At 68.7% G+C, this 13,607-nt stretch carries 13 protein-coding genes; 5 read left to right on the top strand and 8 right to left on the bottom strand.

The features are described 5' to 3' along the window. Together DFP85_RS06995 and DFP85_RS06990 are read right to left on the bottom strand one after the other, a co-directional pair. On the bottom strand, positions 1-1,353 hold the full coding sequence (locus DFP85_RS06995) for a permease (RefSeq protein ID WP_133635584.1): 1,353 nt from the start codon (positions 1,351-1,353) through the stop codon (positions 1-3). A 95-nt stretch (positions 1,354-1,448) separates the two neighbouring features. Further along, on the bottom strand, positions 1,449-2,663 hold the full coding sequence (locus DFP85_RS06990; RefSeq protein WP_133635583.1) for an MFS transporter: 1,215 nt from the start codon (positions 2,661-2,663) through the stop codon (positions 1,449-1,451). Positions 2,664-2,805: 142 nt separating this feature from the next. Between DFP85_RS06990 and chrA the strand changes: the two genes are divergently transcribed. Further along, positions 2,806-4,005, top strand: a complete 1,200-nt coding sequence (gene chrA / locus DFP85_RS06985) for a chromate efflux transporter (protein ID WP_133635582.1) — start codon at positions 2,806-2,808, stop codon at positions 4,003-4,005. On the opposite strand, the gene DFP85_RS06980 is transcribed toward chrA, so the two are convergent. From DFP85_RS06980 to arsH, 3 genes are read right to left on the bottom strand one after another with little or no spacing between them, the layout of a single operon-like run. Next, positions 4,002-4,289: a CC/Se motif family (seleno)protein gene (locus tag DFP85_RS06980; protein ID WP_133635581.1), complete on the bottom strand. Its 288-nt coding sequence runs from the start codon at positions 4,287-4,289 to the stop codon at positions 4,002-4,004. The genes chrA and DFP85_RS06980 overlap by 4 nt on opposite strands. A gap of 5 nt (positions 4,290-4,294) precedes the next feature. Next, on the bottom strand, positions 4,295-5,395 hold the full coding sequence (arsB, locus tag DFP85_RS06975; RefSeq protein WP_133635580.1) for an ACR3 family arsenite efflux transporter: 1,101 nt from the start codon (positions 5,393-5,395) through the stop codon (positions 4,295-4,297). Between the two features lie 13 nt (positions 5,396-5,408). Beyond that, positions 5,409-6,134, bottom strand: coding sequence for an arsenical resistance protein ArsH (arsH, locus tag DFP85_RS06970; protein ID WP_279512922.1), 726 nt, complete (start codon positions 6,132-6,134; stop codon positions 5,409-5,411). A gap of 261 nt (positions 6,135-6,395) precedes the next feature. Between arsH and DFP85_RS06965 the strand changes: the two genes are divergently transcribed. Both DFP85_RS06965 and DFP85_RS06960 read left to right on the top strand, forming a co-directional pair. After that, positions 6,396-7,010: an ABC transporter ATP-binding protein gene (locus DFP85_RS06965; RefSeq protein WP_243737228.1), complete on the top strand. Its 615-nt coding sequence runs from the start codon at positions 6,396-6,398 to the stop codon at positions 7,008-7,010. Next, a complete protein-coding gene (locus tag DFP85_RS06960) occupies positions 7,001-7,804 on the top strand; it encodes an ABC transporter permease (protein WP_133635578.1) in 804 nt (267 codons plus the stop codon). The genes DFP85_RS06965 and DFP85_RS06960 overlap by 10 nt, the downstream gene beginning before the upstream one ends. 98 nt (positions 7,805-7,902) lie before the next feature. On the opposite strand, the gene DFP85_RS06955 is transcribed toward DFP85_RS06960, so the two are convergent. From DFP85_RS06955 to DFP85_RS06945, 3 genes are all read right to left on the bottom strand, one after another. Beyond that, positions 7,903-8,868, bottom strand: coding sequence for an arsenic resistance protein (locus DFP85_RS06955; protein ID WP_133635577.1), 966 nt, complete (start codon positions 8,866-8,868; stop codon positions 7,903-7,905). A gap of 119 nt (positions 8,869-8,987) precedes the next feature. Beyond that, a complete protein-coding gene (locus DFP85_RS06950) occupies positions 8,988-9,758 on the bottom strand; it encodes an alpha/beta fold hydrolase (protein WP_243737227.1) in 771 nt (256 codons plus the stop codon). Positions 9,759-9,769: 11 nt separating this feature from the next. Further along, on the bottom strand, positions 9,770-10,957 hold the full coding sequence (locus DFP85_RS06945) for an acetyl-CoA C-acyltransferase (RefSeq protein WP_133635575.1): 1,188 nt from the start codon (positions 10,955-10,957) through the stop codon (positions 9,770-9,772). A gap of 153 nt (positions 10,958-11,110) precedes the next feature. Here DFP85_RS06945 and DFP85_RS06940 point away from each other — a divergent pair, with 153 nt between their 5' ends. Then, positions 11,111-11,677: a TetR/AcrR family transcriptional regulator gene (locus DFP85_RS06940; protein WP_133635574.1), complete on the top strand. Its 567-nt coding sequence runs from the start codon at positions 11,111-11,113 to the stop codon at positions 11,675-11,677. A 254-nt stretch (positions 11,678-11,931) separates the two neighbouring features. Next, positions 11,932-13,596 (top strand): AMP-binding protein, encoded by a 1,665-nt coding sequence (locus DFP85_RS06935; protein WP_133635573.1) that lies wholly within the window; start codon positions 11,932-11,934, stop codon positions 13,594-13,596. The last annotated feature ends 11 nt before the right edge of the window (positions 13,597-13,607 follow it).

Below are 13,607 nucleotides of genomic sequence, written 5' to 3'. Positions count from 1 at the left end.
TCAGGGCCATAGCTGGCCGTAGAGATAGCCGGTCAGGGTCGCCATGACCACCACCAGCGTGCAGTAGACCAGGGTCTTCTGCGTGCCCATGATGGTGCGGATCACCAGCATGTTGGGCAGCGAGAGCGCCGGGCCCGCCAGCAGCAGCGCCAGCGCCGGGCCCTTGCCCATGCCGTTGCCGATCAGGCCCTGGACGATGGGCACCTCGGTGAGGGTCGAGAAGTACATGAAGCCGCCCAGCAGCGAGGCCAGGAAGGTGGAGCGGAAGCCATTGTCACCCACCGCCAGCACCACCCACTCTGAGGGGATCAGGCCCTCCTCTCCAGGGCGGCCCAGCAGCAGTCCGGCGACGAACACCCCGGCCAGCAGCAGCGGCATGATCTGCTTGGTGAAGTCCCAGCTCTGCTCGGCCCACTCGCGGTCGTCCTCGCGCAGGGTGGCGATCAGCATGATGCCGATGATGCCCACCGCGAAGGCCAGCTCCGGTACCCCCGGGACCAGCAGGGCGGCCAGCGCCACGGCGCCCGCCAGCATCGCCACCTGGCGTAGCGGCCACTTCCAGCGGCGCATCAGCAGCAGGGCGAACAGGCCGCCGAGCACCGCGGTGATCTGCCACTTCCAGGCGTGGATGGCCATCCAGGTCGGGCTGTCGGCGGCGGCCCAGTTGGCGAATACCAGGATGCCCACCATCAGGCCGAAGAAGGCTACCACCTGGCCCAGCGGGCGTCCGTCGTCGTCGGTGTCAAAGCCTCGGGAAGCCTGCTGGCTGCGCGCCTGCTCCTCGCGACGGTAGATCAGGTGCATGATCACGCCAATCACCACGGCGAAGGCGATGGCGCCGATGGCCCGCGCCAGGCCCAGCTCCAGTCCCAGCACCTTGGCCGTGACCACCACCGCCATGACGTTGATCGCCGGCCCCGAGTAGAGGAAGGCCACCGCCGGTCCCAGGCCGGCGCCACGCTTGTAGATGCCGCCGAACAGCGGCAGCACGGTACAGGAGCATACCGCCAGCAGCATGCCGGAGATCGATGCCATGCCGAAGGCTACCGGCTTGGGGGCCGAGGGCCCCAAGTAGCGCATCACCGCGCCCTGGCTCAGGTAGGCGGCCATGGCGCCGGCGATCAGGAAGGCCGGCAGCAGGCAGAGGATGACGTGCTCCTGGGCGTACCAGTGGGTCAGCCGGATACCCTCCAGCACGGCGTTGTCGAAGCGCGACGTGCCGGCGGGCAGGAAGTAGATCAGCAGGAAGATGCCCACCACGGCGCCGATCCAGCGCACCTGGTCGGGATTCTCACGGGCTAGGGTCATCAGCCGAGAGGTGAAGGTAGCGGTGGTGCCGGGGGTGTTCGACATGGGGGCCTCGTAGCGGGACGCGTCGAGAGGGTCTGGTCATAATATATGTTTATGCATATATTTCCCAGGGCGACCCGTGGCGACCTTGATCGGCGTCAATCCCCGGCGGCACCGGACTGCGGGGGGGCGGTGGCTGGCAAGTCGGCGGCCACGCCGCGCATGACCCAGAGTCCCAGCACGGGGCCCGGCAGCAGCCACCAGACGACCCAGGTCTCCTGCAGCGACCACAACGCGGTGGTGAGCGAGATGGCGGGGATGGTCAGGGCGAAGCCCACCGCGTTCATCACCGCCAGGGTGGAGCCGACGCGTTCCCGGGGCGCCGTCGCGGCGGCGAGGGCCGAGAACTGCGGCGAGTCGGCGATCACGGTCAGGCCCCAGGCGGCCAGCAAGCCCAGCAGCAGCCCCGGCGGCAACCAGGTCAGCAGCGGATAGGCCAGGCAGATCAGTCCCGAGGCGGCCAGTGCCCGTCGGGCGACCCACAAGCTGCCAAGCCGGCGACTCAGGGTCCCGCCCCCCACGCAGCCGGCCAGCCCCAGGGCGATCACGCCGAACGACAGCCAGGGCACCCAGGCCTCCGGCGCCCCGAGCCGGCCTACCTCGCGGGCGACCAGGAAGGGGGTGAGCGTCCACAGGGCGTAGAGTTCCCAGCAGTGGCCGAAGTAGCCGCCGGCCACGGCGCGAAAGCGTGCCTCGCGCAGCGCCGCCAGGCCGTCGAGCAGCCTGGCCCTGCCGCTGGAGGGCGGCAGGTGCGGGCCGTCGCCCAGGGCAAGGATCAGGCCGCCGCCCACCAGCGCCAGCCCGGAGGCGCCGATCAGCGGCCACTCCCAGGGCAGCCCCAGGGTAGTGCCGCGCAGCAGGTGGGGCAGGGCGGTGCCGAGGGTCAGCATGCCCACCAGCCAGGCCAGCGCGGCCCCGGTGTGCTTCGGCGTCCAGCCGATGACGAGCTTCATGCCCAGCGGATAGATCCCGGCCAGGCACAGCCCCGTGGCGAAGCGTAGCAGCAGGTCCAGCGGGGGATGCGATGCGGCCATCACGAAGCCGGCATTGGTCAGGGCGCCGGCCAGGCAGGAGGCCGCGAAGATGCGGCTGGCGCGGAAGCGGTCGGCCAGCCCCGTGGTGGCGATGAACAGGGTGCCGACGATGAAGCCTGCCTGGACGGTCAGGGTGAGACGGCCCAGGTCGGCCTCGGAGAGGCCAAGGTCGCGCGATAGCGCGAGCCCCACGCCGTTGACGGAGAACCACAGTGAGGTGCCGCACAGCTGGGCCAGCACGATAATCAGGAGCGGATGGCGTCGCAGGAGATCGGTCATCTCTGCATCGTCGCCGGCCCGCTGTCGGCTGGCAAGGTCGACCTTTGGCACGGTCCGCGTCGAAGGTGGCGGCTGACATGGGCCCGTCATCTCCCGCCGGTTAGTATGGCGAGCTTGGCTGTTCGATTCGGGAGATCACCGCATGACCGAGGTCACACGCCCGCCGGGGCGTATCATGGAGGTATTTCGCGCCTTCCTGTTGCTGGGGCTGACCTCCTTCGGTGGACCCATTGCGCATCTGGGGTATTTTCGCGCCGAGTTCGTGATGCGGCGTGCCTGGCTCTCGGAGCGGGACTACGCCGACCTGGTGGCGCTCTGCCAGTTCCTGCCGGGGCCGGCCAGCAGCCAGGTGGGCTTCGCCCTGGGCCTGATGCGGGGCGGGCCCTGGGGCGCGGCAGCCGCCTGGGCCGCCTTCACATTGCCTTCGGCCCTGCTGCTGGTGCTCTTCGCCCTGGGCGCCGCGGCGTTCGAGGGGCCGCTCGGCCAAGGGCTGATCCACGGCCTCAAGGTGGTGGCAGTGGCCATCGTCGCCCATGCCGTGTGGGGCATGGCGCGCAACCTTTGCCCCGATCGGGTGCGCGCCGGCATTGCCCTGGCCGCGGTGATCACCGTGGTGCTGGTCGGTGGCCCCCTGGGACAGGTGGCCGCCATCCTGGTCGGCGTCGTCGCCGGCCTGCTGCTGTGCCGCGCCCACACCGAGCCCGACCGGTGTACGATGCACTTCCCCGTCTCGTCCTGGGCGGGGCGGCTCGCGGGTCTAGGTGTGGCGGGGCTTCTGGTCGGCCTGCCGCTGCTGGCCTGGCTCACACCCTCCGTCACCCTGGCGGTGATGGACGCCTTCTACCGCGCCGGTGCCCTGGTCTTCGGCGGTGGCCATGTGGTGCTGCCGCTGCTGGAGGCGGAGGTAGTGCAATCGGGCTGGGTCGGGCCCGATGCCTTCCTGGCCGGCTACGGCGCCGCCCAGGCGGTGCCGGGGCCGCTGTTCACCTTTGCGGCCTACCTGGGGGCGGTGATGGCGCCGCTCGGCCTGCCACTGGTCGGCGCCGCCCTGGCCCTGGTGATGATCTTCCTGCCCGGCCTGCTGCTGCTGGTCGCCGTGCTGCCGTTCTGGAACCGCCTCAGGCGCTGGGACAGCGCCCAGTCGCTGATGCGCGGGGCCAATGCGGCCGTGGTGGGTATCCTCGGTGCTGCCCTCTACCAGCCGGTGTGGACCAGCGCCATCCTCGGCCCGCGGGAGTTCGCCCTGGCCCTGACCGGTTTCCTGCTGCTCAGCGTATGGAAGCTGCCCGCCTGGGCAGTGGTCACCCTGTTGGCAGGCGGTGGGGTGCTGGTCAGCCTCTAGGAGCGGGTGGGGGAGACGCCCTCCACGAAGAGATGCCCCATTCCCAGGAAGCCCGCGACGTCGACCCGCAGGCCCTGGCCGACCAGCGTCGGGTCGAGGTAGAGCGACAGCCCCTCGAACTCGACGCCTGTATAGCACGCCGGATCATCCGGGGGCCTGGCCTCGGCCACCGCGATGTCGGCCCCACCGCCGCAGCAACCGTGGCGGGGCGAGAGGCGTACCGTGGCCACGCCACCCTTGCGCTTGATCCATTCGCGGGCGCTGTCGCTGACCTCGATGGCCATGGCTCTCAGCCCCTGGCCTCGGCCGTGGCCTTCGTCTCGGTCTCGGGGAAGTGGTGGCGAGTCTTGTTGGCGATGCGCACCAGGGCGAGCATCAGCGGGACCTCCACCAGTACGCCCACCACCGTGGCCAGCGCCGCACCGGACTGTAGCCCAAACAACGCGATGGCGGCGGCCACCGCCAGCTCGAAGAAGTTGCTGGCACCGATCATCGCCCCGGGCGCCGCCACGTTGTGGGGCACCTTCCACGCCTTGGCCCAGCCGTAGGCGATGAAGAAGATCAGGAAGGTCTGGAGGATCAGCGGGATGGCGATCAGCACGATATGCAGCGGCGCCTCGAGGATCACCTCACCCTGGAAGGCGAACAGCAGCACCAGGGTCACGATGAGCCCCATCGGTGTCACTGGGCCAATACGCTTCATAAAGACGTTGTCGTACCACTCGCTGCCGTGGCGGGCGATCAGGGCGCGCCGGGTCAGATACCCCGCGGTGAGCGGGATCACGATGTAGAGCACTACCGACAGGGCAACCGTGTCCCAGGGCACCTGGATGTTCGAGACGCCGAGCAGGAAGACCACGATGGGAGCGAAGGCGAACAGCATGATCAGGTCGTTGAGGGCCACCTGCACCAGGGTGTAGGCCGCATCGCCCCGGGTCAGGTAGCTCCACACGAAGACCATGGCCGTGCAGGGGGCGGCGCCCAGCAGGATGGCCCCGGCCAGGTACTGGCTGGCGCGCTCGGCGGGAATCAAAGGGGCGAACACCACGGTCAGGAAGAACCAGGCGATGGCGAACATGGTGAAGGGCTTGATCAGCCAGTTCACGGTGGTGGTGATGATCAGTCCCCTGGGCTGGCGGCGCACGCCAAGGATGGCGGTGAAGTCGATCTGCGCCATCATGGGGAAGATCATCGCCCAGATCAGCACCGCCACCGGGATCGACACCTGGGCGTACTCGAAGCGCGAGAGGGTCTCGGGGACCGCCGGGGCGAACTGGCCGAGCAGCACGCCGGCGACGATGGCCAGCGCCACCCAGACCGAGAGGAAACGCTCGAAGAGCCCCATGCCCTCCGACGTGCTGGGAGACTGGGATTCCTGATGTGCGGTCATGGTGTGACTCCTGTCAGAGGGCGCGCTGGTTGACCCGGGCGGAGAGCTGCTTGGCCGATTCCTTGCGCTCCGAATAGCGGTCGGTGAGCGCCTCGCTGCGGCCACGCACCATCAGCGTGAACTTCACCAGCTCCTCCATGACGTCGACGATGCGGTCATAGAAGGGCGAGGGCTTCATGCGGTCGTTGTCGTCGAACTCCATGAAGGCCCTGGGCACCGAGGACTGGTTGGGGATGGTCACCATGCGCATCCAGCGGCCCAGCACGCGCAGCTGGTTGACGGTGTTGAACGACTGGGAGCCGCCGCACACCTGCATCACCGCCAGGGTCTTGCCCTGGGTGGGGCGTACCGCTCCCAGCGCGAGCGGGATCCAGTCGATCTGGGCCTTCATGATGCCGGTCATGGCGCCGTGGCGTTCCGGCGAGCACCACACCATGCCCTCGGCCCACTCGGCCAGCTCGCGAAGTTCCACCACCTTGGGATGGGTCGCCTCCTCGGCGTCGGGCAGTGGCAGCCCCCTCGGGTCGAAGATGCGCGTCTCGGCGCCCATGGCGCGCAGCAGCCGGGCGGCCTCTTCCACCGTCAGGCGGCTGAAGGATCGACTGCGCAGCGAGCCGTAAAGCAGCAGGATGCGCGGAGGATGCTCGCGCTCCACGGGGATGCCCAGGCTGGCCGCATCCGGCACCCGGAAGATCGTGCGGTCGATATTGGGCAGGTCGTTCGGCGATGTGTTTGTCACGGGATGTCCGGTAAGACGGTTCAATGGATCGGGCGTGTCGCCACTTAAGATATATGGAAAAACGCATATGATCAATGTCACTGGGCATTGCACCGCCTGCTCCGGTGGTGCGGAGGACTCGGGGCGCGTCGCGCTGGTCCGGGGTGCGCTGGAAGACCGGCGAGACCTCGCTGGGGTCCTGGATGGGGCGATGCCTTGCGGTGGCCTCGGCGGAATGGCGGGCCTGCTATCATGCAGCCCCGTGATGAAGAAAGGTGCTCCGTGACCACAAGCCCGACCCTGCGACTCGACGGCGTGACCAACGGTTCGCTCTCGTGCGTGTCGTTGGCCATCGCCCCCGGCGAGATCCATTGCCTTTCCGGCCCCAGCGGGTCCGGCAAGAGCCGCCTGCTGCGTGCCGTGGCCGACCTCGAGCCCCACGGTGGCGAGGTATGGCTGGGCAATATCTCCCAGGCAGCGCTGCCGGCGCATGTGTGGCGGGCGCGGGTGATGCTGGTGCCGGCCGAGAGCCAGTGGTGGGCGGATAGCGTGGGCGAGCATATGCCGCAGGCCGCTCCCGCGGATCTCGAAGCGCTGGGCTTCACCTCCGAGGTGCTGGCGTGGCAGGTCTCGCGGCTCTCGTCGGGGGAGAAGCAGCGCCTGGCCCTGCTGCGGGCGATCAGCCGCCAGCCCATGGCACTGCTGCTCGACGAGCCCACCGCCAACCTGGATGAGGCCAGTTCTCGCCGGGTGGAGGCCTGGCTCCTGTCGAGAATTCGCAAGCACGGCTGGCCGGTGCTGTGGGTCGCCCACGACCCCGCCCAGATCCAGCGGGTGGCAGAGCGCCACTGGCGAATCGAGGGAAGCGAACTCGTGGAGGCGGCGTCATGGACGTGATCGCGCTGACCTGGTGGCAGCTCGCCCTGGCGGCGCTGATGGTGGTGGCGCTGGCGGGCTGCACCGCCGCCCTGCGCTTAGGGATGGGCCGCAGCCTGCTGGTCGCCGCGGCGCGCTCGGTGGTCCAGCTTGCCCTGGTGGGGCTGGTGCTGGAGGCGCTGTTCGCCGCCGAGCGGCTGATGTGGGTGGCGCTGATGGCGCTGGGCATGCTGCTGATTGCCGGGCGCGAGGTGATGGCGCGGCAGAAGCGTCGGCTGATCGGCGGCTGGGCCTTCGGCATCGGCACCGTGGCGATGTTTCTCTCCTCGTTCACGGTGACGGTGCTGACGCTCACCGTGATCATCGGCCCCGAGCCCTGGTACCTCCCCCAGTACGCCATCCCGCTGTTGGGCATGATGCTCGGCAACACCATGACCGGGGTCGCCCTGGCCCTGGATCGCCTGACCGACACCGCCTGGCGCCAGCGCGCGGTGATCGAGAGCCGGCTGATGCTCGGCCAGCACTGGCAGGAGGCCGTCAGCGACATTCGCCGCGAGGCGATGCGCAGCGGCCTGATGCCGATGATCAATGCCATGGCGGCGGCGGGGGTGGTCAGCCTGCCGGGCATGATGACCGGCCAGATTCTCGCCGGGAGCCCACCGGCGCTGGCGGTGAAGTACCAGATACTGGTGATGTTCACCATCACCCTGGGAACCGGCTTCGGCACCCTGGCCGCGGTGGCCGCGGGCAGCCGCCGGCTGTTCGATGGCCGCGAGCGGTTGCGCCTGGATCGCCTGGCGGCGCCGCGACACTAGGCGCGCCCATCGGCCTGTCAATATTCCGGGCAGGCGAGGGCGAACGCCTGTCGAGGGGGGCAAGCCTACCGGCTTTCATGAGGCGCTTGCGGCGGTCGTCAGCCGCTGGGAGGTTCTGGAATCAGCTTGCCCGGTACCCAGCTCAGGTAGGCCACCATGCCGAACAGTTCGACCAGCGACTGGAAGACGATGACCACCACGGCGGCCTGCAAGGCGTCCGGCAACGTCAGGGCCAGCGGCAGCATCACGAAGGAGTTGCGAGTACCGAAGCTGAACGCCAGGGTACGGGCCCCGGATGCCTCGATCCGAAACAGCCGGCCGAGAAGCTTGCCCAGGCAGGCCGCGAAGAGCAGGTAGGCGATGAATACCGCCAGGACCTGAAGCAGCACATCGGAGAGTTCGACCACGGTGGTGATCTGCGAGGCCGCAATCACCAGCACCACCAGGGCCAGAAGCGGGACCGGCAGGAGGCCCAGGCCATGGATCAGTTGCCTCGCCTGGCGGTGTCGCGTGGCCAGGCGTTCGGTGACCCATGCCAGCAGCAGGGGGGCGAGGATGAGGCCGGCGAAGGCGCTGATCAGGTGGGAGCCGACGGCGAGGCGCAGCGAGGCCTCGCCGAGGAACAGCCACAGGTAGAGCGGCAAGGCAAGCAGCTGCACCAGCAGCAGCAGGGGCGCGGCGGTGATGGCCCGGGCCGTATCCCCCTTGCCGAGATGGGTGAAGCTGATGAACCAGTCGGTACAGGGCACCAGCAGCACCAGCAATATCCCGGCCTGAATGGCCGGCGTCAGCGGCAGTCCCGCTACCGCCCAGCCCACCGTCAGCGGGATCACCAGGAAGTTGCCGATCAGCAGGGCGCAGAGGAAACGCCAGTCCCGGAAGCCATCCGCTATGCGGACCAGGGGAATCTGGGTGAAGGTGGCATACAGCAGCCCTCCCAGCAGCGGCCAGAGGCCTCCCTCGAGCACGCTGGCCAGGCCGGGGCTGGCCAGGCCGAGTCCCAGGCCCGCCATGATGCACAGCAGGTAGATCCAGGACTGGTAGCGCTCCATCCCCTCGCGCATGGTAGGTCTTCTCCTCGCGCCATGACCGTCATGGGCAGTGCCTCGGCAAGGGCATTATCTCGAGCAGACAGGCCGGACGCTATCATCGCAATGACGGAGCCGGCAGGCGGTGCTGGGCGTCAGGTCGAGGTGGGAGCCGCCAGGAAGGGCAGCAGGGCGTCGATCAGCCGTTCGGGGCATTCGCGGTGGGGCACATGGCCGCAGTCGGCCAGGATATGGGGCGCTCTCGGCCCGGGGGTGAGCGAGGCAATGCGCTCGGGCTGGGCCCGCGAGCCATACTCGTCGTGCTCGCCATGCAGGGCGAGTGTCGGGCAGGCCACCCGGCGCAGTGCGCCGTCCAGTGTCCAGTCGGCGAAGGCCTCTGAGTGCCAGTTGTCGACCCAACTTCTCAACACCCACTCGGCCTTGTCGCCATGGTACTTCGCCAGGCGTGCCATGGCGGCGGGATGCTGGAAGGCCTGCTCCGCCTCGCGGATGCCGGTCAGGGTGCATGGCTCGTTGAAGGCCTGGGCCGCCACGGTGATCAGCGCTTCGCAGCCGTCGGCATGCTGGCCGGCGATCTCGGCCGCCATGCACCCGCCCACGCTATGGCCGAGGAGCACGAAGCGCGCGAGCCCGAAGTGCTCGCGCAGCGCGTGGAAGACCTCTGCCTCGTCGGCGATGAAGCTGGAGGGTTGCGGGCCCGGACAGGGTGCCGACTTGCCGTAGCCCTGGCGGTCATAGGCGATCACCTCCCGGCCGCTGGCTTCGGCTAGCCTGGCGGGAAAGTCCCGCCAGAGCGCCACGCAGCCCAGGGAGTCGTGCAGCAGCACGATGGGGCTGCGCGTCGCGTCCGGCGTGTCCGGCCGCCAGCGGGCGGCATGCAGCCCACCCGCCGGCGTGTCGAGCATGACGCTCCCCATCAGTCGACCAGTTCGACCGCCACCGCGGTGGCCTCCCCGCCGCCGATGCACAGGCTCGCGATGCCGCGCTTGCCGCCCCTGGTGCGCAGGGCATGGATCAGGGTGGCAATGATCCGCGAGCCGGTGGAGCCGATGGGATGGCCCTGGGCGCAGGCGCCGCCGAAGACGTTGACCTTGTCGTGGGGCAGGCCCAGGTCGTCCATGGCCATCAGGGTCACCACGGCGAAGGCCTCGTTGATCTCGAAGAGGTCGACGTCATTCACGCCCCAGTCGAGCTTCTTCATCAGCTTGTCGATGGCGCCTACCGGAGCGATGGTGAACTCGCTGGGGTGCCGCGAATGGGTGCTATGACCCAGCATCCGCGCGATCGGTTTGGCGCCCAGGCGGTCGGCCGCTGCCTGGCTCGCCAGGATCAGCGCCGAGGCGCCATCGGAGATGGAGCTGGAGTTGGCGGCGGTGATGGTGCCGTCCTTGGCGAAGGCGGGGCGCAGCGAGCGGATCTTGTCGAGCTTGGCCTGGAAGGGCTGCTCGTCGTGGTCCACCACGCTTTCTCCCTGGCGGCTGGTGACGGTGACCGGCGCCATCTCGGCCTTCAGGTGGCCGGCGTTGGTGGCCTCCATGGCACGCTCCAGCGAGGCAATGGCGAAGTCGTCCAGGCGTTCGCGGCCGTAGTTGCGATCGCTGGCGACGTCCTGGGCGAAGACGCCCATCAGCTTGCCGGTCTCGGCATCCTCCAGGCCATCCAGGAACATGTGGTCCTTGAGCTCGCCATGGCCCAGGCGATAGCCGGCACGGGCCTTGGTCAGCACATGGGGCGCGTTGGACATGGACTCCATGCCGCCGGCCAGCATCACCTCGCCGCTGCCGGCGCGGATCAGGTCGTGGGCCAGCATGGCGGCCTTCATGCCTGAGCCGCACAGCTTGTTGATGGTGGTGGCGCCGATAGCGTCGGGAATGCCGGCCTGGCGCATGGCCTGGCGGGCCGGGCCCTGCTTGACGCCGGCGGGCAGCACGCAGCCCATGATGCCCTCGTCGATGCTGTCGGCACTGATGCCGGCGCGCTCGATGGCGGCCTGGATCGCCGTGGCCCCGAGCTGCGGGGCGGTAAGGCTGGAAAGGCTGCCCAGCATGCCGCCCATGGGCGTGCGTGTGGCAGAGAGGAAGACGATATCGTTGGACTGGCTCATGGTGGGTACTCCCGGTGTGGCGTTACGGTCCCGGGCGGGACTGCATTGTCATTGTGGCCGTTATCTCGGACGGCGCCGCGTTGACCCGTCCGCGGGGCTGTGGTTTTCTCAGGGTCAACCAAGCAAGCGCTAGTGTAAATCTCGATGAATGTAATGAATGACTCACCGCGCCGCAAGGAGCTGACCCGTCAGGCCGCCCAGCTGTTTGTCCAGGAGGGCTTTGACCGGACCACGGTGCGCATGCTCGCCCAGGAGATGGGCATCAAGTCCGGCAGCCTCTTCCATCACTTCCGCGACAAGCAGGAGATCCTGGCGGCGGTGATCGAGGAGGGGACCCAGAACGCCCTGGTCATCGCGAAGGCGGCCCTCGAGGAGTGCGACAACTCTGCCGAGGCACGGTTGCAGGCCATGGCGCGCGCGCACCTCGAGACCCTGCTCACCGACCGCAACGCCCACGTGGTGGCCCTCTACGAGTGGCGCCGTCTCGATCCCGAGGCCCGGGACCACCTGAGCCACCTGCGCGATGCCTACGAGGCGCTGTGGGAGGAGGTGATCGACGCGGCCCTGGCCGAGGGGCTGATCCATGGCGACCGCTTCCTGGTGGCCCGCTTCGTGATGGGGGCGCTCAACTGGACGGTGCGCTGGTACGACCCCGCCGGTCCGCGCTCCCCGGATGACCTGGCCCACGAGCTGGTCGCCATGATCACCCATCGAGTCTGACATCCCGGGCGCCGCCGGCCCGCTACGCTCGACCATCGTCTAGTCCCGTCCTGCCGTTCAGGGGTTGCCCCGTTCCCCGGGAGCCTCTAGCTTGTACCTAGCGCTTGATAGGTTGACGCTTACGTCAACTGCATCTAATCAGAAGGTGGGCGTGCACGCCAGCGTCGGCGTTTGCCATTTCCTTCGTCGCCAGCATCAGTCGCCACAAACCTTGCTTGCCGCCACAACAAGCACAAACCGCGAGAGGGCAGTACATGAGCACCCTTCCCGACTACCAGAGCTACCTCGAGACCTTTTCCATCGACGACGTCATCGCGCGCCTCGATGACCACCGCGACGGCAAGGCCAACGCCTTCGAGTCCAGCTGCGGGCGCCACCTGCGTGCCGGCCGTGGCGACGTGCTGGCCCTGGTGCACGAGGACACCCAGGGCCAGGTCAACACCCTGACCTACGCCGAGCTCGATGCCGAGAGCGCCAGGCTCGCCGGCTGGTTCGCCGAGCGTGGCCTGGGCGTGGGCGACCGGATCGCCTGCATGCTGCCGCGCTCGCCGCAGCTGCTGGTGGCGGTGCTGGCCACCTGGCGCATCGGTGCCGTCTACCAGCCGCTGTTCACCGCCTTCGGTCCGGACGCCGTGGACTACCGCCTGGGCCGCGCCGACACCCGCCTTGTGATCACCGATCATGCCAATCGCTTCAAGTTCGATGGCCTCACCCAGTGCCCGCCGGTGTTGGCGGTAGGTGGCCCCGATGCCGACCACGGCGACGACCTGGACTGGAATGATGCCCTGGCGCATGCGCCGATCGAGACCACGCCGCCGCGCCTTTCCCGCGACGAGCCCTTCCTGCAGATGTTCACCTCCGGCACCGTGGGCAAGCCCAAGGGGGTTGCCGTGCCGTTGGCCGCCATGCCGGCCTTCGCCCTTTACATGGAGCTGGCCGTCGACCTGCGCGACACCGACCGTTTCTGGAACATGGCCGACCCGGGCTGGGCCTATGGCCTCTACTACGCCATCGCCGGGCCGCTGCTGCTGGGGGTGACCACCCATTTCTGCGAGGCGGGCTTTTCCGCCGAGGGGGCGTTGGCCTTCATGAAGCGCCACCGCATCACCAACTTCGCCGCCGCGCCCACCGCCTACCGCCTGATGAAGGCCTCCGGCCTCTTCGATGATGCCCACCAGACCCTCGAGCTGCGCGCGGCGAGCTCCGCCGGCGAGCCGCTCAACACCGAGGTGGTGACCTGGGTCGAGCGCTCCCTGGGTTGCCCGGTCATGGACCACTACGGCCAGACCGAGACCGGCATGACCTGCAACAACCACCATGCCCTGGACCATCCCAAGCATGTCGGCGCCATGGGCGTACCGATGCCCGGCTACCGCCTGGCGATCCTCGACGCCGAGTATAACGAGCTGCCCCCGGGCGAGCCGGGCGTGCTGGCCGTGGACATCGAGAACTCCCCGGCGCACTTCTTCGCCGGCTACACCTGGCAGGAGAAGCACCCCTTCGCCGAAGGGTACTACCTGACCGGTGACGTGGTGATCCGCAACGAGGACGGCACCTTCCAGTTCGCCGGTCGCGACGACGACATCATCACCACCGCCGGCTATCGCGTGGGGCCCACCGACGTGGAGAACAGCGTGATGACCCACCCGGCCGTCGCCGAGTCCGCCGCCGTGGGCCAGCCCGACGAGATCCGCGGCGAGATCATCAAGTCCTACGTGGTGCTGCGCGAGGGCTACGAGGCAAGCGATGCCCTGGCCGACGAGATCCGCAAGCAGGTGCGCGAGCGGCTCTCCACCCACGCCTTCCCGCGGGTGATCGAGTTCGTCGAGGAGCTGCCCAAGACTCCGAGCGGCAAGATCCAGCGATTCAAGCTGCGCGCCGATGCCGTCGACAAGGCCGAAGAGGCCCCGGCCAAATGACTCCGAGGATC

It is taken from the genome of Halomonas ventosae (assembly GCF_004363555.1).
Taxonomy (GTDB): Bacteria; Pseudomonadota; Gammaproteobacteria; order Pseudomonadales; family Halomonadaceae; genus Halomonas; species Halomonas ventosae.
The sequence above is the reverse complement of the archived record's forward strand: the minus strand, read 5'-3'. Positions and strand labels throughout refer to the sequence as shown.